Genomic DNA, 25,150 nt, shown 5'->3' with positions numbered 1-25,150 from the left:
CCATGCGCCGCGCGGGCCGTTGACTATCATCAATGCCAGCGAGCGGAAAAGCCTGAAGATCTGGGGCTGGAACGCCACCGCGTAACCGGCAAAGCTACCTCAATGCGCTTGGTCAGTCCAGCCAAGCAGGGCTGGCACTTTGCCACAAGTCAAGGCATGCTAGCCGCCCTTCGGGCGTCCGGCTTATAGTGCACGTCGCGCGCCAGTCCAGCCAAACCGCAGGATCACAGCTTGTCCAAAGTCACGCCGCCAACTCCCTTGCGCGCCGCTCATGTAGCGCCGGGAATGCCCCTGCACGGCACCCTCAAAGGCGCATTGGCGACGCTTGTCCTCCTGCTGCTCGCGTTATTGTTCTGGCAACTGCTGGACCAACTGCAGCAAAACCAGAAAAACCAGCAGCAATACACCATCGACTACAGCGCCGACCTGGCTGAACAGATCAGCCTGAACATGGCCCTGAGCGCAAAAATTGCCCTGAACCTGCTACCGATGGTCGAACCGCCGCGCGACATCGAACAGCAACAGGCCCTGACGCGCACGTTGCAGCGCTCGCTGCCGGAACTGCGCAGTATCGCCCTGCTCGCGCCCAGCGGCGCGATGATCAGCGACAGCGCCAATGACAGCCAGGACAGCGCCTGGCTGGAAGAGCTGGTGCAGCGCAGCCACGGCCAACCCTACTACCTGAGCAATAACGACGACGGCACCCTCATCTATCTGCTGCTGCACCAGCCCAGCGGTGGCTCAAAGATGTACTGGGCGCTGCGCCTGGCACCCAACTACCTGGTCAACCTGACCCGCCAGGACAGCCAGGGCCAGCGCCCCATGTGGGCCATCGAGAACCGCCTGAACCACCGTGTGGTCAGCCGTGACAGTGGCATGCCGGCGCAATGGGGCGACGCCCTGACCCCGGATGACCTGAATAAAAGCGTGCTGGTCACGCCCTTGAGCAAAAGCGACTGGCAGTTGCGCGGGATGTTCGACCGTGCAGCCGTGCTGGAACAATTGCTGCCGGCGTTTATCGGTAAATGCCTGCTGGGCCTGGCCTTCTCGTTGATCCCCGTGATCGTGCTGCTGAATATGCGTCGCCGCCAGCGCCAGGTGCATGAAGGCCGGCGGCGGTATCAGGATATTTTCGAAGGCACCGGCGTCGCGCTGTGCGTACTTGACTTGTCGGGCCTGAATGCATTCTTTGGCAAGGTGCACTTGCAGACCCGCGAGCAACTGCACGCCTGGCTGCAAACTTCCCCCGAGGAATGCCGGCAGTTGCTCACCGAACTGCGCATCACCGAGATCAACCAGGTGGCGGTGAGCCTGCTCAGAGTGAGCTCCTGCGAGGAAGCGTGGGAGCGGCTGATCGATGATTGCCCGCGCAACACCACGTCCATCGGTCATCAGATACTCGAAGCGGTCCTTACCCAACAGAGTCAGCTTGAGTTGGAAATCCAGCTCAAGGATGTGGCCGGCAACGAACAGTACCTTTGGATGGTGATGCGCCTGCCGGAACAGCAGGACGACTTCAAGGCGGTGATCCTCAGCATCAGCGACATCACCAGCCGCAAGCTGATCGAACTGTCGCTGGTGGAACGTGAAAGCTTCTGGTCGGACGTGGTCCGTACCGTGCCCGACCACCTGTATGTGCAGGATGTGATCAGCCAGCGCATGATCTTCAGCAACCACCATCTGGGCCACACCCTCGGCTATACCAAGGCCGAACTGCATCAAATGGGCGAGTATTTCTGGGAAATCCTGCTGCACCCCGAAGACGCCGAGCATTACCACGATCTGCGCCAACAGCAACGCCAGGTCGGCTACACGACGCAGCTGCACTGCCAGTTGCGCTTTCGCCATCGCAATAACCAATGGCGGCGCTTTGATATTCGCGAGCAGGCCCTGGCGCGGGACAAGACGGCGCAAGTCACGCGCATCATCGGTGTGGCCAAGGACATCACCGACCAGATCGAAGCCAGCGAGTCCCTGCGCGACAGCGAACAGCGCTACCGCATGCTGGCCGAAAGCATCAGCGACGTGATCTGCTCCACCGACAGCCAACTGGCCCTGAACTACGTCAGCCCGTCGGTCAACGCCGTGCTGGGTTACGACGTGGAGTGGGTATTCAAGAATGGCTGGCAGTCGATCATCGCCAACCCGCAGCAACTGACCGGCATCTATAGCCTGGTGGAACAGGTCAGCCGCGCACTGGGCGATCCCGAGGCGCTGAATAGGCTGCGCGATCAAGTGCAGACCCAATTGTTCCTGTTCGACTGCCTGCGCGCCGATGGCCGCAAGGTGCCGATCGAGCTGCGCCTGGTGCTGGTGTGGGATGAGCACGGCGCCTTCGAGGGCATCCTTGGCGTGGGCCGCGACATCAGCCAGCAACGCCGTGCCGAAAAAGACCTGCGCATGGCCGCCACCGTATTCGAGCACTCCACGTCGGCAATCCTGATCACCGACCCCGCCGGCTATATCGTGCAGGCCAACGAGGCGTTCAGCCGGGTCAGCGGTTATGCGGTGAGTGATGTACTCGACCAGTTGCCGAACATGCTCACCGTCGACGAACAACAGGAAGCCCACCTGCGCTACGTGCTCAAGCAACTGCACCAGCACAGCACCTGGGAAGGCGAAGTGTGGCTCAAGCGCCGTAACGGCGAGCATTACCCGGCCTGGGTCGGCATTACGGCGGTGTTCGACGATGAAGGCGACCTGGCCAGTTATGTGTGCTTCTTCAGCGATATCAGCGAACGCAAGGCCAGCGAACAGCGCATCCACCGCCTGGCCTATTACGACGCCCTGACCCACCTGCCCAACCGCACCTTGTTCCAGGACCGCCTGCACACCGCGTTGCAGTCGGCCGAACGGCAGAAGTCGTGGGTGGTGCTGATGTTCCTCGACCTCGACCGTTTCAAGCCGATCAACGACTCCCTGGGCCACGCCGCCGGCGACCGCATGCTCAAGGAAATGGCCACCCGCCTGCTCGGTTGCGTCGCCGAAGACGACACCGTGGCGCGCATGGGCGGCGACGAGTTCACCTTGCTGCTGCAACCGCGGGTCAGCCGCGAAATGGCGCTGAACCGCGCGATCCATGTGGCCGAACAGATTTTGGCCAGCCTGGTGAAGCCGTTTGTGCTGGAGGGCCGCGAGTTCTTTGTGACCGCCAGTATCGGCATTGCTCTCAGCCCGCAGGACGGCAACGAGCTGAGCCAGCTGATGAAGAACGCCGACACGGCGATGTATCACGCCAAGGAACGTGGCAAGAACAACTTCCAGTTCTACCAGGCCGACATGAACGCCAGCGCCCTGGAACGCCTGGAGCTGGAAAGCGACCTGCGCCACGCGCTGGAGCAGGACGAATTCGTGCTTTATTACCAGCCGCAGTTCAGCGGCGACGGCAAACGCCTGACCGGCGCCGAAGCGCTGCTGCGCTGGCGCCATCCACGCCGTGGACTGGTGCCGCCGGGGGACTTCATTCCGGTGCTCGAAGAGTTGGGCCTGGTGGTGGACGTGGGCGACTGGGTGATCAGCGAAGCCTGTCGCCAGCTCAAGACCTGGCACCAGAACAAGGTGCGGGTGCCGAAAGTCTCGGTGAACATCTCCGCGCGGCAGTTCTCCGACGGCCAGCTGGGCACGCGCATCGCCACCATCCTCAAGGACACAGGCCTGCCACCGGCGTGCCTGGAACTGGAGCTGACCGAAAGTATCCTGATGCGCGAAGTCAACGAAGCCATGCATATCCTCGACAGCCTGAAAAACCTGGGCCTGAGCATTGCGGTGGACGACTTCGGCACGGGTTATTCGTCACTCAACTACCTCAAGCAATTCCCCATCGACGTGCTGAAAATCGACCGCACCTTCGTCGATGGCCTGCCATCCGGCGAGCAGGATGCGCAAATCGCCCGCGCCATTATCGCCATGGCCCACAGCCTCAACCTGGCGGTGATCGCCGAAGGTGTGGAAACCCATGAGCAGCTGGACTTCCTGCGCGAGCATGGTTGCGATGAAGTGCAGGGTTATCTGTTCGGGCGGCCGATGCCGGCACATCGGTTCGAGGCGCAGTTCAGCAATGATGCCCTCTTCATGTTCGACTGAGATTTTGTGGTGAAGCCACTGGCCTCATCGGGGGCTTGCCCCCGATGAGGCCGGCACAGTCACCACCCATCCCGAGATGAGCCCCACTTGTCCGCGACATGATGTCCTTTCATATGCCATCTAAAACCCATTGGGTTAGAATGCCCTCCTTTTCTGCCCCCGATCCTTGAGGACCGCCATGTTCAGCCGTGATTTGACTATTGCCAAGTACGACGCCGATCTCTTCGCCGCCATGGAGCAAGAAGCCGTGCGCCAGGAAGAGCACATTGAGCTGATCGCTTCGGAAAACTACACCAGCCCTGCGGTGATGGAGGCTCAAGGTTCGGTTCTGACCAATAAGTACGCCGAAGGCTACCCAGGCAAGCGCTACTACGGTGGCTGCGAGTACGTCGACGTGGTTGAGCAACTGGCCATCGACCGTGCAAAAGAACTGTTCGGCGCCGATTACGCCAACGTCCAGCCACACGCCGGCTCCCAAGCCAACAGCGCCGTGTACCTGGCCCTGCTGCAAGGCGGCGACACCATCCTGGGCATGAGCCTGGCCCATGGCGGTCACCTGACCCACGGCGCCAGCGTTTCCTCCTCCGGCAAGCTGTACAACGCCGTTCAATACGGCATCGATGCCAACGGCCTGATCGACTACGACGAAGTCGAGCGCCTGGCGGTCGAGCACAAGCCAAAAATGATCGTGGCCGGTTTCTCTGCCTACTCGCAGATCCTGGACTTCCCACGCTTTCGCGCCATCGCCGACAAGGTTGGCGCCTACCTGTTCGTCGACATGGCTCACGTAGCCGGTCTGGTCGCCGCTGGCGTCTACCCGAACCCGGTACCTTTCGCCGACGTGGTCACCACCACCACCCACAAGACCCTGCGCGGTCCACGTGGCGGCCTGATCCTGGCGCGCGCCAACGCCGAGATCGAGAAAAAGCTGAACTCCGCCGTATTCCCGGGCGCCCAGGGTGGCCCACTGGAGCACGTGATCGCCGCTAAAGCGATCTGCTTCAAGGAAGCACTGCAACCTGAGTTCAAGACCTACCAGCAACAAGTGGTGAAAAACGCCCAGACCATGGCCAGCGTGTTCATCGAACGCGGCTTCGACGTGGTGTCCGGCGGTACTGAAAACCACCTGTTCCTGCTGTCGCTGATCAAGCAGGACATTTCCGGTAAAGATGCTGACGCTGCCCTGGGCAAAGCCTTCATCACCGTGAACAAAAACTCCGTGCCGAACGACCCACGTTCGCCGTTCGTCACCTCGGGCCTGCGCTTCGGCACCCCGGCTGTGACCACTCGTGGCTTCAAGGAAGCAGAGTGCAAGGAACTGGCCGGCTGGATCTGCGACATCCTGGCAGACCTGAACAACGAAGCCGTGATCGACGCGGTACGTGAGAAGGTCAAGGCCATCTGCAAAAAACTGCCGGTATACGGCGCTTGATTGCAGTTGCTTGACTAAGAAGCCCGGCTCTTGAGCCGGGCTTTTTTATGCCAATTGTCCAGTTTGAAATGCGCCCAAGTGTGGGAGGGGGCTTGCCCCCGATAGCAGTGTGTCAGTCACATATAGGTTTACTGACCCACCGCCATCGGGAGCAAGCCCCCTCCCACAGTTGACTGCATTACACGTCAGGGTTGGTAGACTTTGGCAAAGCCTTCGCGGATTTTGTCCTCCGGCAACTCATCGGCAATAAACACGATCACACTCTCCCGCGCTTCACCCTCGGCCCACTCAGTATCCCAGTCGAAACCATAGAGCTTGAGCACGCCCTGGAACACCATGCGGCGGTCTTCGCCGGCGATGTTGAGCACGCCTTTGTAGCGCAGCAGTTGCTTGCCATGATCCTCCAGCAGTTCGTTCATGAACTCACTGAGGCGGTCGATATCCAGCGGCTGGTCGGTGCGCAACACCAGGCTGGATATACGGTCGATGGACGGCGCCTTGCTCACCGGGCGCAGGCTCATGCCGGCATTAAGGTTGAAACCACGCACATCGAGCAGTTCGGCCAAATCAATCTTGCCGTGCTCGACCACACGAATCGGCGCGCGGCGGTTGATGCGTGTGAGGCGTTCACTGAGTGCCTCGAAGGTGGCGTCGCCCACCAGGTCACGCTTGCTCACCAGCAGCCGGTCGGCAAAACCGATCTGCGCCTGGGCGATGGTCTGGGTCAGGTGGTGCTCGGCGTGGGCCGCGTCCACCAGGGTAATGATGCCGTCGAGGATGTAGCGCTCGCGCAGTTCTTCATCAATGAAAAAGGTCTGGGCCACCGGCGCCGGGTCGGCCAGGCCGGTGCACTCGATCACCAGGCGGTCGAAGGCGATCTCGCCGCTGTCCAGGCGCTCGAGCAGCAGATAGAGGGCCTTGGTCAGGTCGGTGTGGATGGTGCAGCACACGCAGCCGTTGGACAGGGTCATGACTTGCACCGGTTCTTCGCCCAATAACTGGGTGTCGATACCGGCGTCGCTGAATTCGTTCTCGATCACGGCAATTTTAAGGCCGTGCTCGGCTTTGAGCAGGTGGCGCAGCAAGGTGGTCTTGCCGGCGCCGAGAAAGCCACTGAGGACGGTCACTGGAATGGGAGAGGACAAAAAAATTCTCCTTGAAGGAACACTGAAACAAATGTGGGAGGGGGCTTGCCCCCGATAGCAGTGTGTCAGGCACTTATGTGTCACTGACACACCGCTATCGGGGGCAAGCCCCCTCCCACAGGGGAGTTGCGTTAAATCAACAGCACTTGGGCCCACCCTTGCCGCCGTAACGGGCTTCCTGGCGTTCCCGGAAGAACGCCTTGTAGTCCATCATCGGCTTGTCCGGGTGCTTGGTTTGCATATGCTCGACGTACGTGTCGTAGTCGGGCATGCCGACCATCAGGCGCGCGGCCTGACCGAGGTATTTACCGAGGCGACTGATGTCATTGAACATGCTTGCAATCCTCGGTTATGCGTCCGGTACTGCCTGGAACGGGGCTTCTTTATCCGTACGCTCTTTGTTGCCCCAGGCGGCGACGCCAACCTTGAGGGCATAGAACAGGATGCTGAACACCACGAACAGGAACAGCACAGTCAGCGTTGCGTTGGTGTAAGCGTTCCAGATCACGTGCTGCATCTGGTCCACGCTCTTGGCCGGGGCCAGGATCTGGCCGTTCGCCAGGGCATCACTGTACTTCTTCGCCAGCGACAGGAAGCCGATCGCCGGGTTGGCGTCGAACAGCTTGATGAAGCCTGCGGTGGTGGTGCAGATCAGCAGCCATACCGCCGGCAGCATGGTCACCCAGATGTAGCGTTGGCGTTTCATTTTGATCAGCACAACGGTGGCGAGCATCAGCGCGATACCGGCCAGCATCTGGTTGGAGATACCGAACAGCGGCCACAAGGTGTTGATGCCGCCCAGCGGGTCGATCACGCCCTGGTACAGCAGGTAACCCCACATGGCGACGCAACCGGCGGTCGCGATCAGGTTGGCGGTCCAGGACTCGGTGCGCTTGAGCGCCGGTACGAAGGAGCCCAGCAAATCCTGAAGCATGAAGCGACCGGCACGGGTGCCCGCGTCGACGGCAGTCAGGATAAACAACGCTTCGAACAGGATCGCAAAGTGGTACCAGAACGCCATGGTGTTTTCACCCGGCAGCACACTGTGCAGGATCTGCGCGATACCCACCGCCAACGTCGGCGCACCACCGGCACGCGCGAGGATGGTGGTTTCACCGATGTCGTGGGCCACGGCCGACAGCGCCTCGGGGGTAATTGCAAAACCCCAGCTGCTGACGGTTTGTGCCACGGTCACCACATCGGTGCCGACGATTGCCGCCGGGCTGTTCATGGCGAAGTACACACCGGGCTCGATCACCGAAGCGGCAACCATCGCCATGATCGCCACGAAGGACTCCATCAGCATGCCGCCGTAACCGATGTAACGGGCGTGGCTTTCACTGGCCAGCAGCTTGGGCGTGGTGCCCGAGGAAATCAGCGCATGGAAGCCCGAGACCGCGCCACAGGCAATGGTGATGAACAGGAACGGGAACAGACCGCCCTTCCAAACCGGGCCGGTACCATCGATGAACTGGGTCAGCGCCGGCATTTTCAGGTCAGGCATGGTGACCAGGATGCCAATCGCCAGGGCGATGATGGTGCCGATTTTCAAGAAGGTAGAGAGGTAGTCACGTGGCGCGAGGATCAGCCACACCGGCAGTACCGCGGCCACGAAACCGTAGCCGATCAGCATCCAGGTGATCTGGATCCCGGTGAACGTGAAGGCCTTGGCCCAGACCGGATCAGCGGCAATCTGCCCGCCCAGCCAGATCGAACCGAGCAGCAACAGCACGCCGATGATCGAAATTTCACCAATGCGGCCCGGGCGGATGTAGCGCATGTAGATGCCCATGAACATCGCGATCGGGATGGTCGCCATCACCGTGAAGATGCCCCATGGGCTCTCGGCCAGGGCCTTGACCACGATCAGCGCCAGCACCGCAAGGATGATGATCATGATCAGGAAGCAGCCGAACAGCGCGATGGTCCCCGGGATACGACCCATCTCTTCGCGAACCATGTCCCCCAGGGAACGGCCATTACGACGCGTGGACAGGAACAGGACCATGAAATCCTGCACCGCACCGGCCAGTACCACGCCGGCAATCAGCCAGAGTGTGCCGGGCAGGTAGCCCATTTGCGCCGCCAGTACCGGGCCGACCAAGGGGCCTGCACCGGCAATTGCCGCAAAGTGGTGACCGAAAAGGATGTGTTTGTTGGTCGGCACATAGTCCAGACCGTCATTGTTGACCACTGCGGGGGTGGCCCGTCGTGGATCGAGTTGCATCACATTATTAGCGATGAACAGGCTGTAGTAGCGATAAGCGACCAGATAGATGGCCACGGCAGCGACCACAATCCACAAGGCGTTGATCGCCTCGCCTCGGCGCAAGGCCACTACGCCCAGGGCGCACGCTCCTACGATTGCCAGCACCAGCCAGGGTAAGTGGCGTAGCAGGCTATTATTATTTTTCATTTTTATATTCCAGCCAGGGTGGACAGAAAGGACAGCCATCCGGAGTTTAGCGCTACTGGCCTTAAAGGCCACCCCCCTACGTTGGTCTAGAGCCTTGCAGCGGAAAAAAAACAGAAAAAACCGCCCAATGATGGCGCAGGGCTACAATCCTTTTATCCACAGAGGGTTTCACCATGACCGAGCAAGCGTCTGATCGCCGCCGTTTTCGCCGGATCGCCTTTGATGCCAAGACCGAACTTCGGCAAAACGGCAACGAATGGCCAGTGCAATTGGTGGATTTGTCGCTCAAGGGCCTGTTGGCGCAACGGCCTGAAGACTGGAAGGGAAATAAGGCGCTGCCGTTCGCGGTCGACATACGCCTGGATCCCAAGGCGCATATAAAGATGCAAGCACGGCTGACCCACGAAGCAGATGGTCAACTGGGGTTTGTGTGCACAGACATCGACCTGGACTCGATCAGCCACCTAAGGCGGCTTATCGAACTGAACCTTGGAGATGAAGAAGAACTGCACCGGGAGTTGTCGGCGCTGTTGGAGATCTAACCACCCACATTGGTTTTGCGGCGTTGGTGATTACTCGAACAAGGCATCCAATGCCTGTTCCAGGCGCGTGACCCCAATCACCTGCAATCCTGGCGGCATTTCCTTCGGCGCATTGCCCTTGGGCACAATCGCGCGTTTGAAGCCGTGTTTGGCCGCTTCCTTCAAGCGTTCCTGACCGCTCGGCACCGGGCGCACTTCGCCGGACAGGCCCACCTCACCGAACACCAGCAGGTCGTGGGGCAATGGCCGGTTACGCAAGCTGGACATCACCGCCGCCATCAACGCCAGGTCGGACGCGGTTTCCAACACCTTGACCCCGCCGACCACGTTGAGGAACACGTCCTGGTCGTGGGTGGGGATGCCACCGTGACGGTGCAACACCGCCAACAGCATCGCCAGGCGGTTTTGATCCAGGCCCAACGTGACGCGACGAGGGTTGGCCAGATGGCTGTCATCCACCAGCGCCTGGACTTCCACCAGCATAGGCCGGGTGCCTTCCCACGTTGCCATAACCACGCTGCCTGGGACTTCTTCCTGGGCACGGGTCAGGAAAATCGCCGAGGGGTTAGAGACTTCTTTCAGCCCCCGGTCAGTCATGGCGAACACACCCAGTTCGTTCACCGCGCCGAAGCGGTTCTTCACCGCCCGCAGCAAGCGCAAACGGCCATCGGACTCGCCTTCGAAATACAGCACGGTGTCGACCATATGCTCCAACACCCGTGGCCCGGCCAGCGCGCCCTCTTTGGTGACGTGGCCGACCAGGAAGATCGCCGTGCCGCTCTGCTTGGCGTAGCGCACCAGCAACGCCGCACTCTCGCGCACCTGGGACACGCCGCCCGGCGCCGATTGCAGTTGCTCGGTGAAAATCGTCTGGATCGAGTCGATCACCATGACCTTGGGTTTTTCGATCCGGGCCGTGGCGATGATGCTTTCGATGCAGGTTTCAGTCATGACCCGCAGTTGATCCTGGGGCAAACCGAGGCGGCGGGCACGCATGGCCACCTGTTGCTGGGATTCTTCGCCGGTGACGTACAGCGCCGGCATGCGGCTGGCGATGCTGCACAGGGTTTGCAGCAGGATCGTCGATTTGCCGATGCCGGGGTCGCCGCCGATCAACACCACCGAACCATCCACCAGGCCGCCACCCAGAACCCGATCCAGCTCACCGGAAGCCGTCGAGAAACGCGGGATCTCTTCAACGCTGACCTCGGCCAGGGTCTTGATCTGCGCCTGTTGCCCGGTCCAGCCGGCTCGGCCGGTGGGGGCCGAGGCGCCGCCGCTTTCGATCATGGTTTCAGTCAGGGTATTCCACGCACCACACTCGGTGCATTGGCCGGCCCACTTGGGAAAGGTCGCGCCGCACTCCGTGCAGCCGTACATGCGCTTGGCCTTTGCCATTTGAAAACCTCCAACCGAAAAACCGCGATGATAGCTCAGCGCGACGCCGGGGTCCGGATTTCACCGCTGGCCAGTCGTGAAGCACTGTTGCCGACCGGGTCTTCGGCGTTGAGATCGGCGCCCTTGGCCTTGAGTTCGTCGAGCAACTCGATGCGCTTGAACAGGCCGGCGTACATGGCCGCCGTCTGACCGGCACCGTTACGTTGGTCGGGGTTGCAGTCGGTCGCCAGCAGGCGCTGGGCAATTTTCAGTTCTCCCTTGAAGATCGCGCCCATCAACGCGGTGTTGCCGCGCTTGTCCTGCACACAGGCGTCGGCGCCGGCGACGAGCAAACGCTCCACGTAGGCGCTTTCACCATGGTAGGCGGCGAGAATCAACGCCGTGTAGCCCTTGTCGTCCTGGGTGTTGAGGGGGAAGCCGGCGTCGATAAAGGTGTTGAGCATGTCGAGGTCACCACGGCGGGCGGCGTCGAAGTAATAATCCTGGAGCTGCGCCTTGAGCGCGACCGGGTCGGGCGACTCGGCATGGGCGACAAAGGCCAGCATGGCCATCAGTAGGCCGATCGAAATACGCATGGGTTCTCTCCTGCCAGAGGTCGACGCCCGCGTGGGCGTCGACCGAAACCAACGTCAGTCAGTGAGTTTTTCGGCCAGCGCCTTCACGCGCGCCAGGTCACCCTTGGCGACCTTGGCCACGCCGGTGCCGTATTCCGGATCGGCCTTGTAGAGGAACGACAGGATGATGTGCTTGCTCTCGTCATCGGTAGTGGCCAGGGAGCCGCCGAAGTTGTCGATCAAGTCCTGACGCTCTTTCTTGCTGTAGGAGCGATACAGATCGCCGGCCTGCTTGAAGTTCTGCTCACGCTGGATCTTCGCCTGCTGGGTGCTGCCCGACAGCGCCGTCTGGCTGTAGCGCGCGGTTTGCGGCTCTTCACGGTTTTCCAGGCGGCTTGGCTGGTAGTTCACGCCGCTGGTGGTCTTGCCGAAGTTCAGCGCGCCGTCCTGGTTACCGTTGTTGACGGTGACCCGTGGGGCGTTGATCGGCAACTGCAGGGCATTGGCGCCCAGTCGATACATCTGCGTGTCGGCATACGAGAACACCCGCCCTTGCAGCAGGCGGTCTTCCGACGGTTCGATGCCCGGCACCAGGTTGGCCGGGGCCATGGCCACTTGCTCGGTTTCCTGGAAGACATTCGCCGGGTTGCGGTTCAGCACCATCTGCCCGACTTTACGCTCGGGCACATTCGGCCAGATCTTGGTGGCGTCCAGCGGGTCGAAATCAAACTTGGCCAGGTCTTCCGGCTTGAGTACCTGCACATACAGGTCCCACTTGGGGAAGTCGCCCTTGTTGATATGGGTGACCAGGTCGTTAGTCATATGGCTGTAGTCACGCCCCTGCACTTCGGTAACTTGCTTGGGGTCGAGATTCTTGATGCCTTGCAGGCTCTTCCAGTGGAACTTGACGTAGTGCACTTCACCCTTGGCGTTGATCAACTTGTAGGCATGTACACCATTGCCGTCCATTTCCCGATAACTGGCCGGAGTACCGGAGTCGGAATACAACTCGGTGAGTGTGCGAGTGGCCTCGGGAACATGGGAGAAGAAGTCGAAGCGACGGGAGTCATCGTCCAGGTTAGTGCGCGGGTCCGGCTTGAAGGCGTGGACCATGTCGGGGAACTTGATGGCATCGCGGATAAAGAACGTCGGGAAGTTATTGCCCACCAGGTCCCAGTTGCCATCGGCGGTATAGAACTTGGTGGCGAAGCCGCGCGGGTCACGCAGGGTTTCCGGGGAGTGGTTACCGTGCACCACGGCCGAGAAGCGCACGAACACCGGGGTCGTTTCGCCAGCAGCGAAGACCTTGGCCTTGGTCAGGTCGCTGAGGTTATCGGTGACGGTGAAGGTGCCATGGGCGCCGGTGCCACGGGCATGCACGACGCGCTCGGGGATGCGTTCACGGTCGAAGCGCTGCAGCTTCTGGATCAGTTGCACGTCCTGCAGCAGCACCGGGCCGTTGGCGCCAGCGGTTTGCGAGTTCTGGTTATCGCCCACCGCGGCGCCGTTATCACGGGTCAGGTTGGCGGCTTGCACGGAGAGGGAAAGCAGGCTGGCGGTCGCCAGTACCAGCACATGACGCGCCAATACCGGGCCGCGATTGATTGGATTCTTCATCAAGGTTTCCTCTGGTTTTTTAGTGCACATTCAGTTGTGCTTGCCAGAGGCTAGTGACCCACGAGTCAGAAGATAAATAGAAAAACCCCACCAGGGCGATAAAGAAAATAATGTGGTAAGCAACTGAAACAGCGGGTATTTCGCGCGCGATTGGTGGCACTTTGCAAACTATTTGCGTTTTAATGTGTCGATAAAAACTAACAGTGTTAACGGTTGTGTCGGGCAAGCCCGCTACCGCTGACTTACACTAAGCGGCACCCTTCTCATTTGTAACAAGGAATAACCTATGGGCGTGATCAGTGAGTTCAAGGCCTTCGCGGTCAAAGGTAATGTGGTCGACATGGCCGTCGGTATCATCATCGGCGCCGCCTTCGGCAAAATTGTTTCTTCGTTTGTAGGCGACGTAGTGATGCCGCCCATTGGTCTGTTGATCGGTGGCGTGGACTTTGGTGACCTGGCGATAACGCTCAAGGCGGCCCAAGGCGATGTGCCCGCCGTCGTCCTGGCGTACGGCAAGTTCATCCAGAGCGTGATCGACTTTGTGATCGTCGCGTTTGCGATCTTCATGGGCGTCAAGGCCATCAACCGCCTCAAGCGCGAAGAAGCCGTTGCACCTAGCCTGCCACCGACACCGAGCAAGGAAGAAGTGCTGCTGGGTGAGATTCGCGACCTGCTCAAGGCACAGAACGACAAGCCGCTTTAACCTGTACCGGCTTGGAAAAAAGGCGCCTGCTTGAGGCGCCTTTTTATTACCAGTAGTTTTCCACCGCCACCTGCCCCGGCCGGCGGCTAAGGCTCAGTTGCATGTCGCGCTGCTTGAGCAACTGGCGAGTGTCATCCACCATCTGCGGGTTACCGCAAATCAGCACACGGGAATGTTCCGGAGTCAGCTCGACGCCGGCAGCACGCTCCAATTCGCCATTCTCGATCAGCGTGGTAATGCGCCCATTCAGCGCACCTGCGTGCTGTTCACGGGTGACGAGCGGGATGTAGGTGAATTTATGCGCGTATTCGGCCAGGTACTCTCGTTCACCCAGCTCTTTGATCAGCGACTGATAGGCCCACTCCTGGGCTTCCCGCGCGCTGTATACCAGGATGATGCGCTCGAATTTCTCCCAGACTTCAAAGTCCTGCAGGATCGACAAAAACGGCGCCACCCCGGTCCCCGTACCCAACATCCACAAGTCACGACCATCGACGAAACGATTCAGGGTCAGGTACCCGGTAGCCTGGCGCTCCACCATTAAGGTATCGCCTACCCGCAGTCGGCTGAGTTCACTGGTGAATTCGCCGCCTGGGACAACAATCGAGAAGAAGTCCAAGTATTCATCAAATGGCGAGGACACCACGGAATAGGCACGCCACACCGTGCTGCCATCCGCCTTGGTGACCCCCAGGCGCACGAATTGCCCGGCGGTGAAACGGAACCCTGGGTCACGGGTGGTTCGCAGCGTAAACAGGCTGGGGGTCAGGGATTGCACATCGAGCAAGGTCTGGCGGGTAAATTTCTCAGCACTGGCCGTCATGGGGGACTCCGTTCTACAGGTGCCCTAGTGTCCCTCAAAGTCGCGCCCGGAAACACCCATGCCGGGTAATGGCATGGTGCAGGCACAAAATAGTAGCAACTTAATATCAGCACTAATAAATTTGCTATTAGCGCCCCTATCAGCACCACAAGCACACGCTAAGTTGTGTCTGCCACAAGTGCTTCAACTGACTAAAAAATCGAAAAAAACAACTAAGCCCCTTAGCAAAGCCCGCCGCGACCGTAGAGAAAACTTCTTAAACGCCGCCCTGCAAGAGCGAAAATTTCATCTCGCGATGTAGCTCATGTCCTACACTGGTTTGCGTGCAGTGGGAGTTCGGGACGTATCCCATGTCATGCGGAAACCCATGGAGAGTTACCAATGGTCAACTGGCGCAACACCCGACTTCCCAAGCTGGAGGGCGAGAGCGAGGCAACTACTCTTTTCGAGACGGCTGTGAACCACACCTACGCACTTGGCTTCCAATACTGTTCTTTTACGATGAGTTCTCAACTGCCTAACAACCAAACGAAACCTATTCACCTCAACAACTATCCCGATGAGTGGAACAAACTGTATAACCAGGCCCACTTCTTTGAAGTTGATCCCGTGGTGGAACATTGCAAACGTTGTGTACTCCCCCTTGTCTGGGAGGAAAAAACCTTTAAAGACTCACCAAACCTGTGGTCTTTAGCCAAATCCTTCGGTGTGCATTTGGGATGGACCCAAGCTGTGCATGATTTCCAGGGTGTGTTCAGCATGCTGACCCTTGGCCGTAGCACAGGTGAAGTGACCCCGCAGGAGCTGTACGAAAAAGCCGGCCAGGTCCTGTGGCTGTGCCATGCGATGCACGCGGTAGTGGCACAGACTTACGCACACAAGCCCAGCATTAACCCTGCCAGCAAATTAACCCCGCGCGAAACCGAAATCCTCAAGTGGTCAGCCATGGGCAAGACCGCTGCGGACATCGCCACCATTCTGTGCCTGTCCGAACGTACGGTGGGCTTTCATATCTGCAGTTGCTTCAAAAAGCTGGGGGTCAACAACAAGATCGCCGCTGTGCTCTGCGCCTCGAAAGCGGGGTTGATTTAAGCCGCGTTGAAACACCGCATGTAATCCCTCAGGAAAAAAAGTAACATTTACGACCCATTCTGAGTGCTGGGCTGTCCCCACGGGGCGCCGCCCGCTGTTCACTCAGACGGTTCTGCAGCCGACTGCCGAACACCCATCGATGACCCAGAGCCTCCCTCGCCATGCCCCTGCTCGACAGCCCCTTCGCCCAGCTCGATCTGATCCGCCAGCCAGAGCAGCATAACGATCCGCTGCAAGCCTTCGACGCCGCCGACGAGTACCTGCTCAGCTATCTGGCTGAACAGCAACCGAGCGCTGCGACTCGCGTGCTGGTGCTCAATGACAGCTTCGGCGCCCTGGCTGCCAGTCTCGAAGGCCGGGCGCAGGTGACCTCCAGCGGCGACTCGTTCCTGGCCGCCCTGGGCCTGGATAAAAACCTGGTGCGCAATGGCAAGGCCTTTGACGCCGTGCCGTTCATCCCCGCCAGCCAAGTGCCCACAGGGCCGTTCGACCGGGTGCTGATCCGTGTACCCAAAACCCTGGCATTGCTGGAAGAACAACTGATCCGCCTGCAAGGCCAACTGGCGCCGGGTGCCGAGGTGATCGCAGGGGCGATGATCAAGCACCTGCCAAGGGCGGCCGGGGAAATGCTTGAGCGCTATATCGGGCCGATGCACGCCTCCCTGGCCGTCAAGAAAGCCCGGTTGCTGATCGCCACCCAGGCCGACCGGCCCATCGCTGTCTCGCCCTACCCGACGCGCTACACCCTGGACGCGCCGGCTATCGAACTGCTCAACCATGCCAACGTGTTCTGCCGTGAAGGCCTGGACATCGGCACCCGCGCCTTCCTGCCGCACCTGCCCAACAACCTGGGCAGTGCCCGCGTGGCGGACCTGGGTTGTGGCAACGGTGTACTGGCGATTGCCAGCGCCCTGCAAAACCCCGAGGCGCAATACACTCTGGTGGACGAGTCCTATATGGCCGTGCAATCGGCGCTGGAGAACTGGCAAGCCGCCCTCGGTGACCGCGCCGTCACCGTACGCGCTGGCGATGGCCTGGCCGGTCAGGAACCAGACTCCCTCGACGTTGTGCTGTGCAACCCGCCGTTCCACCAGCAGCAGGTGGTCGGCGACTTCCTCGCCTGGCGTATGTTCCAGCAGGCGCGGGAGGCGTTGGTGGTCGGCGGCGCCCTGTATATCGTCGGCAACCGTCACCTGGGTTATCACAGCAAGTTGGCGCGCTTGTTCCGTGGCGTAGAGCAAGTGGCCGCCACGCCAAAGTTTGTGATTCTCAAAGCGCGCAAATAAAAAAAGCCCTGCCCTTCCAAAAGAAGAGCAGGGCTGAAAACCGAGCGCGAAGCCCGGATCGGGATGTCAGTGGGTGGTCAGGCCGGCCGCATTCATGAACATGCGCATCAGGCTGGCCACGACGAACAGGGCCAGCACACTGCCGGTCCAGATCATCGCCAGCCACCCCAGGCGCCGCCACAACGGCTGTTTCTCGGCCTGTTCAATCTCGTGCAACGTAGGTTTGCCGGACATGCAACGACCCTCCTAGTGATAGCCGTCTTCGTGGGTGACCTTGCCGCGGAACACGTAGTAGCTCCAGAAGGTGTAGCCCAGGATGAACGGGATGATGAACAAGGTGCCCACCAGCATGAAGCCTTGGCTCTGGGGCGGCGCAGCGGCATCCCAGATCGACACGGATGGCGGGATGATGTTCGGCCACAGGCTGATCCCCAGGCCGCTGTAGCCGAGGAAGATCAGCACCAGCGTCAGCAGGAACGGCGTGTAGTGGGCATTACGCGCCACGGCGCGGATCAACCCGTACATGGTCACCAGCACCAGGATCGGTACCGGCAGGAACCAGAACAGATTCGGCAGGGTGAACCAGCGCGAGGCGATTTCCGGGTGCGACAGCGGGGTCCAGATACTCACGATGCCGATCACGGCCAACACCACGAAGGCCAACGGCCGCGCCAGGTTGTGCATCTTCTCCTGCAACGGGCCTTCGGTTTTCATGATCAGCCAGGTGCAGCCCAGCAACGCATAGGCCACGATCAGCGCCACGCCGCAGAACATCGTGAACGGTGTGAGCCAGTCCAGCGAGCCGCCGGCAAACTGGCGATTGACCACCGGGATCCCGTCGATAAACGCGCCCAGCGCTACACCCTGGAAGAACGTGGCCGCCAGCGAGCCGCCGATAAACGCCTTGTCCCACAGGTGACGCTTGTGGTCCTTGGCCTTGAAGCGGAACTCGAAGGCCACGCCGCGAAAAATCAGCCCGATCAGCATCAAAATCAACGGCAGGTACAACGCAGAGAGCACCACCGAATAGGCCAGCGGGAACGCGCCGAACAACGCCGCGCCACCGAGTACCAGCCAGGTTTCGTTACCGTCCCAGACCGGGGCCACGGTGTTCATCATCACGTCACGGTCGGTCTTGCCCGGGATAAACGGGAAGAGAATGCCGATGCCGAGGTCGAAGCCGTCCATGACCACGTACATCATGATGCCGAAGATGATGATCACGGCCCAGATCAGCGGAAGATCAATACCCATCTCAATTCCCCTTGTGCTGGATGTGGGCGTGGTCGTCATCGCTGCCATCATCGGCGGCGGACAAAGGACGGGCCGGTGTGCGTTTCTGGCCAGGGCCACCGTGGGTCGGCTCCGTGCTTTCGTGGGTCACCGGGCCTTTGCGCACCAGGCGCATCATGTAGCCCAGGCCCGCACCAAACAGCGCGAAGTACACCACCACGAACAACACCAGGGTGATCGTCATCTGCGCCAGGCTATGCCCGGAAGAAGCATCCGCCGTGCGCATCAACCCGTAGACCACCCACGGCTGGCGGCCGATTTCGGTGGTGAACCAACCGGCAAGAATCGCGATCAGGCCAGACGGCCCCATCCACAGCGCCAGGTACAGGAACGGTTTGGACGTGTACATCTTGTCGCCCCGGCGCAGCCAGAGGCTGAACAGACCGGTGAAGATCATCAGGAAACCCAAGCCGACCATGACCCGGAACGACCAGAACACGATGGTCGAATTCGGCCGGTCTTCCGGTGGGAACTCCTTGAGCGCCGGCACCTGTTTATCCAGGGAGTGGGTCAGGATCAGGCTGCCCAGGTACGGAATCTCCACCGCGTATTTGGTTTTTTCGGCTTTCATGTCCGGCCAGCCAAACAGGATCAGCGGGGTAGGCTCATTGCCTTTGTTTTCCCAGTGGCCTTCGATGGCGGCGATTTTTGCCGGCTGGTGCTTGAGGGTGTTGAGGCCATGGAAGTCACCGATCACTGCCTGGATAGGCGCCACGATCAGGGCCATCCACATCGCCATCGACAACATCTTGCGGATCGCCGGGTTGTCCTTGCCGCGCAGCAAGTGCCAGGCCGCCGAGGAACCGACGAAGAACGCGGTCGCCACGAACGCCGCCGTAGCCATATGCGCCAGCCGGTAGGGGAACGACGGGTTGAAGATCACCGCCAGCCAGTCGGTAGGAATCACGCGGCCGTCGATGATTTCAAAGCCCTGCGGTGTCTGCATCCAGCTGTTGGACGCCAGGATCCAGAAGGTCGAGATCAACGTACCGACGGCCACCATCACGGTGGAGAAGAAGTGCAGCTTGCGCCCCACCTTGTTCCAACCGAACAGCATCACACCGAGGAAACCGGCTTCGAGGAAGAAGGCCGTGAGCACTTCGTAGGTCAGAAGAGGCCCGGTGACGGCGCCGGCGAAGTCCGAGAAGCGGCTCCAGTTGGTACCGAACTGGTAGGCCATGACCAGACCGGAGACCACGCCCATGCCGAAGTTAACGGCAAAGATCTTCGACCAGAAATGGTAGAGGTCACGGTAGGTGTCGTTATGGGTCTTGAGCCACAAGCCTTCCAGCACCGCGAGGTAACTGGCCAGGCCGATGGTGATCGCCGGGAACAGGATGTGGAATGAGATGGTGAACGCGAACTGAATTCGGGCGAGATCTAGCGCCTCCAAACCGAACATAAGTCTTCCTCTGTCAGGTAATACCGGCTGCTGGCGGGAGCCTGCACCCACTGCCCCCACGGATATGGAGTCTGGCGAATTTCAATTCGTTTCTTTTTTTAACCAACCACGTAGGGAATCGGGCCTTGCGGCCACCAGAACAAATTCTGAAATGACTTTGATCTGGATCAATCACAGTCAAAAGAGTAGTCCCATTTTCGCGGTTGGTCCGTGTGGTCTTTTGCCGCGTGACAGACTGCCTCAGCGCAGTTCTTGCAACCATCTGTTACAACTTGATGATAATCTCGGCCCTTCCTCCGGCCTTGACCAGAATTCCCGATGCCCAGTGAACCCGCGTTGCTGTTACGTCACCACCGCCCTTTCATCGCGTTCTGGCTGGCACGGATTTTCACCGCCAGCGGCTTCCAGATGCTTACCGTGGCCATCGGCTGGAACCTTTACCAGCTCACTGGCAACGTGCTGGACTTGGGGTTGGTCGGCTTGGTGGAGTTCGTGCCGCGCGTGCTGTTCATGCTGCACACCGGGCATGTGGCCGACCGCTATGAGCGACGCAAAGTCGCGGCCATCTGCCAGACCGTGCAGGCGCTGATTGCCCTCTCCCTGGCCATCGGCGGCCTGACCGGCAACGTGACCCGCGAGATGATCTTTATCCTGGCGTTCCTGCTCGGCGCGGCGCGCTCGTTTGAAATGCCCACCACCCAGGCCCTGTTGCCGAGCATCGTACCCAGCGCGCTGTTTCCGCGGGCCGTGGCCTCGTCGCAGTCGGCCCAGCAACTGGCGACCATCGTTGCCCCGGCGCTGGGCGGTTTGCTTTACGCCTTCGGCAGCGTCTGGGTGTATGGCCCCACAGTAGCGCTGTACCTCATCGCCTGCGTGCTGACCCTCAACCTGCCCGCCCGCCACACCCCGCTCAATAAGGGCAAGGCCACCCTGGATTCGCTGCTGGCGGGGATTCGTTTTATCCGCAGCCGCCCGGACATCCTCGGGGCGATTTCCCTCGACCTGTTCGCCGTGCTGCTGGGCGGCGCCACCGCGTTGCTGCCGGTGTTCGCCAAGGACATCCTGCTGACCGGCGCCTGGGGCCTGGGCCTGTTGCGTTCGGCACCGGCGGTGGGTGCGTTGTTGATGTCACTGTGGCTGGCGCGTTTTTCGGTAGATCGGAAGGTCGGCCGGGTGATGTTCACCGCCGTCGGCGTATTCGGCGTGGCGACCATTGCCTTCGGCCTGTCCACCTCGTTCTGGTTTTCCCTGGCGGTGCTGGTGGTACTGGGCGCGGCGGACATGATCAGCATGGTCATCCGCGCATCCTTTGTGCAGTTGGAAACCCCGGATGAAATGCGCGGCCGGGTGAGTGCGGTCAATGGCCTGTTTATCGGCGCGTCCAACCAATTGGGCGAGTTCGAGTCGGGCATCACTGCCCATTGGTTTGGCACAGTGCCAGCCGTGGTGATGGGCGGGATCGGCACGCTGGTGGTGACAGGGGTATGGATCAAACTGTTCCCAACCCTGGCGAATCGGGATCGTATGCATGTGCCGGTGGAAGAAAGCATCAAGCCCGCTGCATGATTCAATGTGGCAATAAGGTCAATGTGGGAGGGGGCTTGCTCCCTCCCACATTTGGATCTTCAATGTTTGCTGGACCGCGTCAGAGCACCTTGTCCAGGGTGATCGGAAACTCCCGCACCCGCTTGCCGGTGGCATGGTAAATCGCATTCGCCACCGCCGCCGCCACCCCGACAATCCCGATTTCCCCCACGCCTTTGGACCCAAGGGCGTTAACGATCTCGTCGTGTTCTTCGACAAACACCACGTCTATCTCACCGATATCGGCATTTACCGGGATGTGGTATTCAGCCAGGCTGTGGTTCATGTAGCGTCCCAATTGATGGTCGATCTGAGTCTCTTCGTGCAGGGCCATGCCGATACCCCACACCACCCCGCCGAGGATCTGGCTGCGCGCCATCTTCGGGTTGACCACCCGCCCCGCCGCGATGGCACTGACCACCCGGCTGACCTTGATCGTGCCCAGGTCTTCATCAACCCTCACTTCGACGAACACCGCCGAATGGGTGGCGGTGGCGTACCCCTCGCGTTTCTTGTCCGGTTCGCTGTCGACCTGGACTTCCAAGGTCTCTTCGCCGCTGTCCTTGACCAGTTGAGCCAATGACACACTCACGTCACCGGTGTGCAGTTGGCCGTCTTCAAAGCGCACGGACTCGGCCTCCTTGAACACCGGGTAAGTTTGCCGGGCGATGGTCAGCAGCTTGGCGCTCAACGCTTCGCAGGCTTGCTGCACGGCGGTGCCGACGGACGACACGGTGAACGAGCCGCCTTGCAGCGGCGCGGTGGGCAGTGAAGAGTCGCCGAGCAGAAACACCACGTCCTCCACCGCCACGCCACTGGCCTGCGCCGCGATCTGGGTCATCACCGTGTAGGTGCCGGTGCCGATGTCGGTGGTGGCGCTGCTGACGGTCAGCTTGCCCTCAGCGTCGATGCGCGCCTTGGCGCTGGCCTTCATCTGCATGGCTTCCCACACGCCACCGGCCATGCCCCAGCCGATCAACTGGCGGCCGTCGCGCATGCTGCGCGGTTCCGGGTTGCGCTGGTTCCAGCCGAAGCGCTCGGCACCTTCGCTGTAACACTCGCGCAGAGCCTTGCTCGACCAGGGTTTGTCTTCGTTCTGGTTGCGCTCGGCGTAGTTGACCAGCCGCAGCTGTACCGGGTCCATCCCCAAGGCGCTGGCCAGTTCATCCATGGCGCACTCCAGGCCGATCACACCCAACGCAGCGCCGGGCGCGCGCATGTCCAGGGGCGTGAACACATCCAGCGGCACCAGTTTGTAAGTCAGTTGCACGTTGTCGCAGTGATAGAGCATGCCGCTCCACTCCACCACGTGCTCACTGAAATCTTCGAAGCGCGAGGTCTGGCCAATCGCCGTATGCCCCAACGCCAGCAGGCGACCATTGGCGGCGGCGCCCATCTGCAAACGCTGCAACGTGCGCGGGCGGTAGCCGAAGGTGAACATCTGCTGGCGGGTCAGGGTGACGCGCACCGAGCGCTTGAGCGCCAGGGACGCCATCACTGCCAAGGGCAATTGATACTGCGGACGCAAACCTGAGCCGAAGGCACCGCCGACGAATGCAGCAAAAATCCGCACCTGGCTTTTATCCAGTCCGAAGACTTTTTGCACATAGGCCTGGCAGTTCTGCGGGCCTTGGGTCTTGTCATGAATATGCAGGGTGCCGTCCGGCTGATACAGCACGGTGCTGGCGTGGGGTTCCATGGGGTTGTGGTGTTCGATGGGCGTGCTGTAGTGCAGGTCGAGACTGACAGCGGCAGCGGCCCACTCGGCCTGGAAGTTGCCGCGCGGCGCGGGTGGCGTCTGCGGTGAGGCATGGGCCTGTTCCTGTTGGGCGAGCAGGTCAGTCTCGAAGTCTTCACGCGCGTATTCGATTTCTACCAGCGAGCCCGCATGTCGCGCCAGCTCCAGGTTATCCGCGATCACCAGGGCCAGGGGCTGCCCGCTGTACAGCACACGGTCGTTATACAACGGGCGAAACGGCGAACCGTCCGCCGCATCATCATCCTGGAAGGCATCGTCGTAACTGGCGATTTTCGGCCGGTTGAGGTGATGGATAACCGCCACCACGCCCGGCAGAGCCAGTGCCCTGGCCGCGTCGATAGCCAGCACACGGCCCTTGGCGATGGTGCTGGACACCACACTGCCGTGGAGCAGGCCGTCCTCGGGGAATTCACCGGCATAACGCGCCTGGCCGGTGACCTTGAGCAGACCGTCGACACGGTCCAGGGGTTTGCCAATAGCGGTCATGGGCGTTCTCCTGCGACGGCGGCGTCGCTCAGGGCGCGGATAATTGCGCGGCGCGCCAGCTTGATCTTGAAGCCGTTGTGCTCCAGCGGCTCGGCGTCTTGCAACAGGGCGTCGGCGGCGTTGCTGAAGGTCTCGCGGCTGACCACCTGGCCGATCAGCGAGGCTTCCACCGCGCGGTCACGCCAGGGTTTATGGGCCACGCCGCCAAGGGCCAGGCGCGCGTCGACGATTCGGTCGCCCTCCAATTCGAGAGCGGCGGCGACAGACACCAACGCAAACGCGTAAGACGCACGGTCGCGGATTTTCAGGTAGTGGCTGTGACGCGCCAGGTGGTCGGCGGGTAATTCGATGGCGGTGATCAGCTCATCGTCGGCCAGTTGGTTGTCGCGTTGCGGCGCATCACCGGGCAAGCGGTGGAAGTCGGCAAACTCGATAACCCGCGCACCGCCACGCCCCTCCACATGCACCCGCGCCTCCAGCGCCGCCAGGGCCACGCACATGTCCGACGGGTGAGTGGCCACGCACTGTTCGCTGGCGCCGAGGATCGCATGGATACGGTTCAACCCAGTGCGCGCCGGGCAGCCGCTACCGGGCTCACGCTTGTTGCAGGGCACGGTGGCGTCATAGAAGTAGTAGCAACGGGTGCGCTGCAACAGGTTGCCACCCGTACTGGCCATATTGCGCAGTTGCGGCGAAGCACCGGCAAGGATCGCCTGGGACAGCAACGGGTAACGCTGTTCGATCAGCGGGTGCCAGGCCAGGTCGGCATTGCTCACCAGCGCGCCGATCCGCAGGCCGCCCCCGGCGGTTTGTTCAATCTCATTCAGCGGCAGGCCGGTGATGTCGATCAGGTGCTCGGGGCGGCTGATGTTTTCTTTCATCAAATCCAGCAGGTTGGTGCCGCCGGCAATAAAGCGCGACGCGGCGCTGCTCAGGTGCACGGCTTCGTGGACATCCGCCGGTTTGCTGTACTGGAAGGGATTCATTGCTCGCCTCCTTGAGTACGGCAGGCAGGCAAGGCCTCTTCGATGGCATCGCGGATGTTGCTGTAGGCACCGCAGCGGCACAGGTTGCCGCTCATCAGTTCCTGGATCTGCGCGGTATCGTGGGCGCGACCTTCATTGGCCAGGCCGACGGCGGAGCAAATCTGACCCGGCGTGCAGTAACCGCACTGGAAGGCATCGTGCTTGATAAAGGCTTGCTGCATCGGATGCAGTTGGTCGCCGCCGGCCAGGCCTTCAATGGTGGTCAATTCGGCGCCATCGCACATCACCGCCAGGGTCAGGCAGGCGTTGATGCGTTTGCCGTCGCGCAATACCGTGCAGGCGCCGCACTGGCCGTGGTCGCAGCCTTTTTTGCTGCCGACCAGGTCCAGTTGCTCGCGCAGCAGGTCCAGCAACGTGGTCCAGGGCAATACATCCAGTTGGCGGTGCTGACCATTGAGGGTCAAGCGTATGGAGTGGGCGACGAACGGCTGGGCCGCCGCGCCATTAGGGGTCGCGCTCATAAACACCTCACGGGTTGGTGTACATCCG

20 protein-coding genes are annotated in these 25,150 nt (G+C 60.8%); 7 read left to right on the top strand and 13 right to left on the bottom strand.

Annotated elements, in window-relative coordinates; translation table 11 throughout:
- Positions 1–231 precede the first annotated feature (231 nt).
- Together HDC32_RS28550 and glyA are read left to right on the top strand one after the other, a co-directional pair.
- Positions 232–4,083, top strand: a complete 3,852-nt coding sequence (locus HDC32_RS28550) for an EAL domain-containing protein (protein WP_311771988.1) — start codon at positions 232–234, stop codon at positions 4,081–4,083.
- 178 nt (positions 4,084–4,261) lie between these two features.
- Positions 4,262–5,515 carry a serine hydroxymethyltransferase gene (gene glyA / locus HDC32_RS28545; RefSeq protein ID WP_053137906.1) on the top strand — a complete coding sequence of 418 codons (1,254 nt, stop codon included), beginning with the start codon at positions 4,262–4,264 and terminating at the stop codon, positions 5,513–5,515.
- A 185-nt stretch (positions 5,516–5,700) separates the two neighbouring features.
- Here glyA and yjiA read toward each other — a convergent pair whose 3' ends face one another.
- The 3 genes from yjiA to HDC32_RS28530 all read right to left on the bottom strand — a co-directional run bounded on the left by yjiA (position 5,701) and on the right by HDC32_RS28530 (position 9,076).
- Complete coding sequence (gene yjiA / locus HDC32_RS28540; RefSeq protein ID WP_184746343.1) at positions 5,701–6,660, bottom strand: GTPase; 960 nt, start codon at positions 6,658–6,660, stop codon at positions 5,701–5,703.
- 136 nt (positions 6,661–6,796) lie between these two features.
- Positions 6,797–6,994, bottom strand: a complete 198-nt coding sequence (locus tag HDC32_RS28535; RefSeq protein WP_003176208.1) for a YbdD/YjiX family protein — start codon at positions 6,992–6,994, stop codon at positions 6,797–6,799.
- A gap of 15 nt (positions 6,995–7,009) precedes the next feature.
- Positions 7,010–9,076: a carbon starvation CstA family protein gene (locus HDC32_RS28530; RefSeq protein ID WP_053137912.1), complete on the bottom strand. Its 2,067-nt coding sequence runs from the start codon at positions 9,074–9,076 to the stop codon at positions 7,010–7,012.
- Positions 9,077–9,249: 173 nt separating this feature from the next.
- On the opposite strand from HDC32_RS28530, the gene HDC32_RS28525 reads away from it, so the two are divergent.
- Entirely contained in the window at positions 9,250–9,618 is a 369-nt protein-coding gene (locus HDC32_RS28525) for a PilZ domain-containing protein (RefSeq protein WP_131699341.1), read from the top strand.
- Between the two features lie 30 nt (positions 9,619–9,648).
- On the opposite strand, the gene radA is transcribed toward HDC32_RS28525, so the two are convergent.
- From radA to katB, 3 genes are read right to left on the bottom strand one after another with little or no spacing between them, the layout of a single operon-like run.
- On the bottom strand, positions 9,649–11,016 hold the full coding sequence (gene radA, locus HDC32_RS28520; protein ID WP_024077502.1) for a DNA repair protein RadA: 1,368 nt from the start codon (positions 11,014–11,016) through the stop codon (positions 9,649–9,651).
- A 35-nt stretch (positions 11,017–11,051) separates the two neighbouring features.
- Positions 11,052–11,591 carry an ankyrin repeat domain-containing protein gene (locus HDC32_RS28515; RefSeq protein WP_184746342.1) on the bottom strand — a complete coding sequence of 180 codons (540 nt, stop codon included), beginning with the start codon at positions 11,589–11,591 and terminating at the stop codon, positions 11,052–11,054.
- Between the two features lie 54 nt (positions 11,592–11,645).
- A complete protein-coding gene (gene katB / locus HDC32_RS28510) occupies positions 11,646–13,187 on the bottom strand; it encodes a catalase KatB (RefSeq protein ID WP_145336627.1) in 1,542 nt (513 codons plus the stop codon).
- 286 nt (positions 13,188–13,473) lie between these two features.
- Between katB and mscL the strand changes: the two genes are divergently transcribed.
- Positions 13,474–13,890 carry a large-conductance mechanosensitive channel protein MscL gene (mscL, locus tag HDC32_RS28505; RefSeq protein ID WP_053137928.1) on the top strand — a complete coding sequence of 139 codons (417 nt, stop codon included), beginning with the start codon at positions 13,474–13,476 and terminating at the stop codon, positions 13,888–13,890.
- A 46-nt stretch (positions 13,891–13,936) separates the two neighbouring features.
- Here mscL and HDC32_RS28500 read toward each other — a convergent pair whose 3' ends face one another.
- Positions 13,937–14,713, bottom strand: coding sequence for a ferredoxin--NADP reductase (locus HDC32_RS28500; RefSeq protein ID WP_184746341.1), 777 nt, complete (start codon positions 14,711–14,713; stop codon positions 13,937–13,939).
- 381 nt (positions 14,714–15,094) lie between these two features.
- Here HDC32_RS28500 and HDC32_RS28495 point away from each other — a divergent pair, with 381 nt between their 5' ends.
- Positions 15,095–15,805, top strand: a complete 711-nt coding sequence (locus tag HDC32_RS28495; RefSeq protein ID WP_184746339.1) for a LuxR family transcriptional regulator — start codon at positions 15,095–15,097, stop codon at positions 15,803–15,805.
- Positions 15,806–15,966: 161 nt separating this feature from the next.
- A complete protein-coding gene (locus HDC32_RS28490) occupies positions 15,967–17,091 on the top strand; it encodes a methyltransferase (protein WP_131700156.1) in 1,125 nt (374 codons plus the stop codon).
- Positions 17,092–17,157: 66 nt separating this feature from the next.
- Here HDC32_RS28490 and HDC32_RS28485 read toward each other — a convergent pair whose 3' ends face one another.
- From HDC32_RS28485 to HDC32_RS28475, 3 genes are read right to left on the bottom strand one after another with little or no spacing between them, the layout of a single operon-like run.
- Complete coding sequence (locus HDC32_RS28485) at positions 17,158–17,325, bottom strand: DUF2474 domain-containing protein (RefSeq protein WP_010562540.1); 168 nt, start codon at positions 17,323–17,325, stop codon at positions 17,158–17,160.
- A 12-nt stretch (positions 17,326–17,337) separates the two neighbouring features.
- A complete protein-coding gene (gene cydB, locus HDC32_RS28480; protein WP_131700155.1) occupies positions 17,338–18,345 on the bottom strand; it encodes a cytochrome d ubiquinol oxidase subunit II in 1,008 nt (335 codons plus the stop codon).
- Position 18,346: 1 nt separating this feature from the next.
- The gene (locus HDC32_RS28475; protein ID WP_131700154.1) at positions 18,347–19,786 is read right to left on the bottom strand and encodes a cytochrome ubiquinol oxidase subunit I; all 1,440 of its coding nucleotides are present in this window, start codon (positions 19,784–19,786) and stop codon (positions 18,347–18,349) included.
- Between the two features lie 318 nt (positions 19,787–20,104).
- Here HDC32_RS28475 and HDC32_RS28470 point away from each other — a divergent pair, with 318 nt between their 5' ends.
- Complete coding sequence (locus HDC32_RS28470) at positions 20,105–21,352, top strand: MFS transporter (protein ID WP_131700153.1); 1,248 nt, start codon at positions 20,105–20,107, stop codon at positions 21,350–21,352.
- A gap of 79 nt (positions 21,353–21,431) precedes the next feature.
- Here HDC32_RS28470 and HDC32_RS28465 read toward each other — a convergent pair whose 3' ends face one another.
- Genes HDC32_RS28465 through HDC32_RS28455 form a run of 3 tightly spaced genes read right to left on the bottom strand, consistent with a single transcriptional unit; the run spans position 21,432 to position 25,122 of the window.
- On the bottom strand, positions 21,432–23,615 hold the full coding sequence (locus HDC32_RS28465) for a xanthine dehydrogenase family protein molybdopterin-binding subunit (RefSeq protein WP_145336631.1): 2,184 nt from the start codon (positions 23,613–23,615) through the stop codon (positions 21,432–21,434).
- Entirely contained in the window at positions 23,612–24,601 is a 990-nt protein-coding gene (locus HDC32_RS28460) for a xanthine dehydrogenase family protein subunit M (RefSeq protein ID WP_184746337.1), read from the bottom strand. The genes HDC32_RS28465 and HDC32_RS28460 overlap by 4 nt, the downstream gene beginning before the upstream one ends.
- Complete coding sequence (locus HDC32_RS28455; RefSeq protein ID WP_145336635.1) at positions 24,598–25,122, bottom strand: (2Fe-2S)-binding protein; 525 nt, start codon at positions 25,120–25,122, stop codon at positions 24,598–24,600. Before HDC32_RS28455 ends, HDC32_RS28460 begins: the two co-directional genes overlap by 4 nt.
- Positions 25,123–25,150 lie beyond the last annotated feature (28 nt).

The organism is Pseudomonas sp. JAI120 (assembly GCF_014207255.1).
Taxonomy (GTDB): Bacteria; Pseudomonadota; Gammaproteobacteria; order Pseudomonadales; family Pseudomonadaceae; genus Aquipseudomonas.
This window is presented reverse-complemented; position numbering and strand designations above follow the sequence as displayed.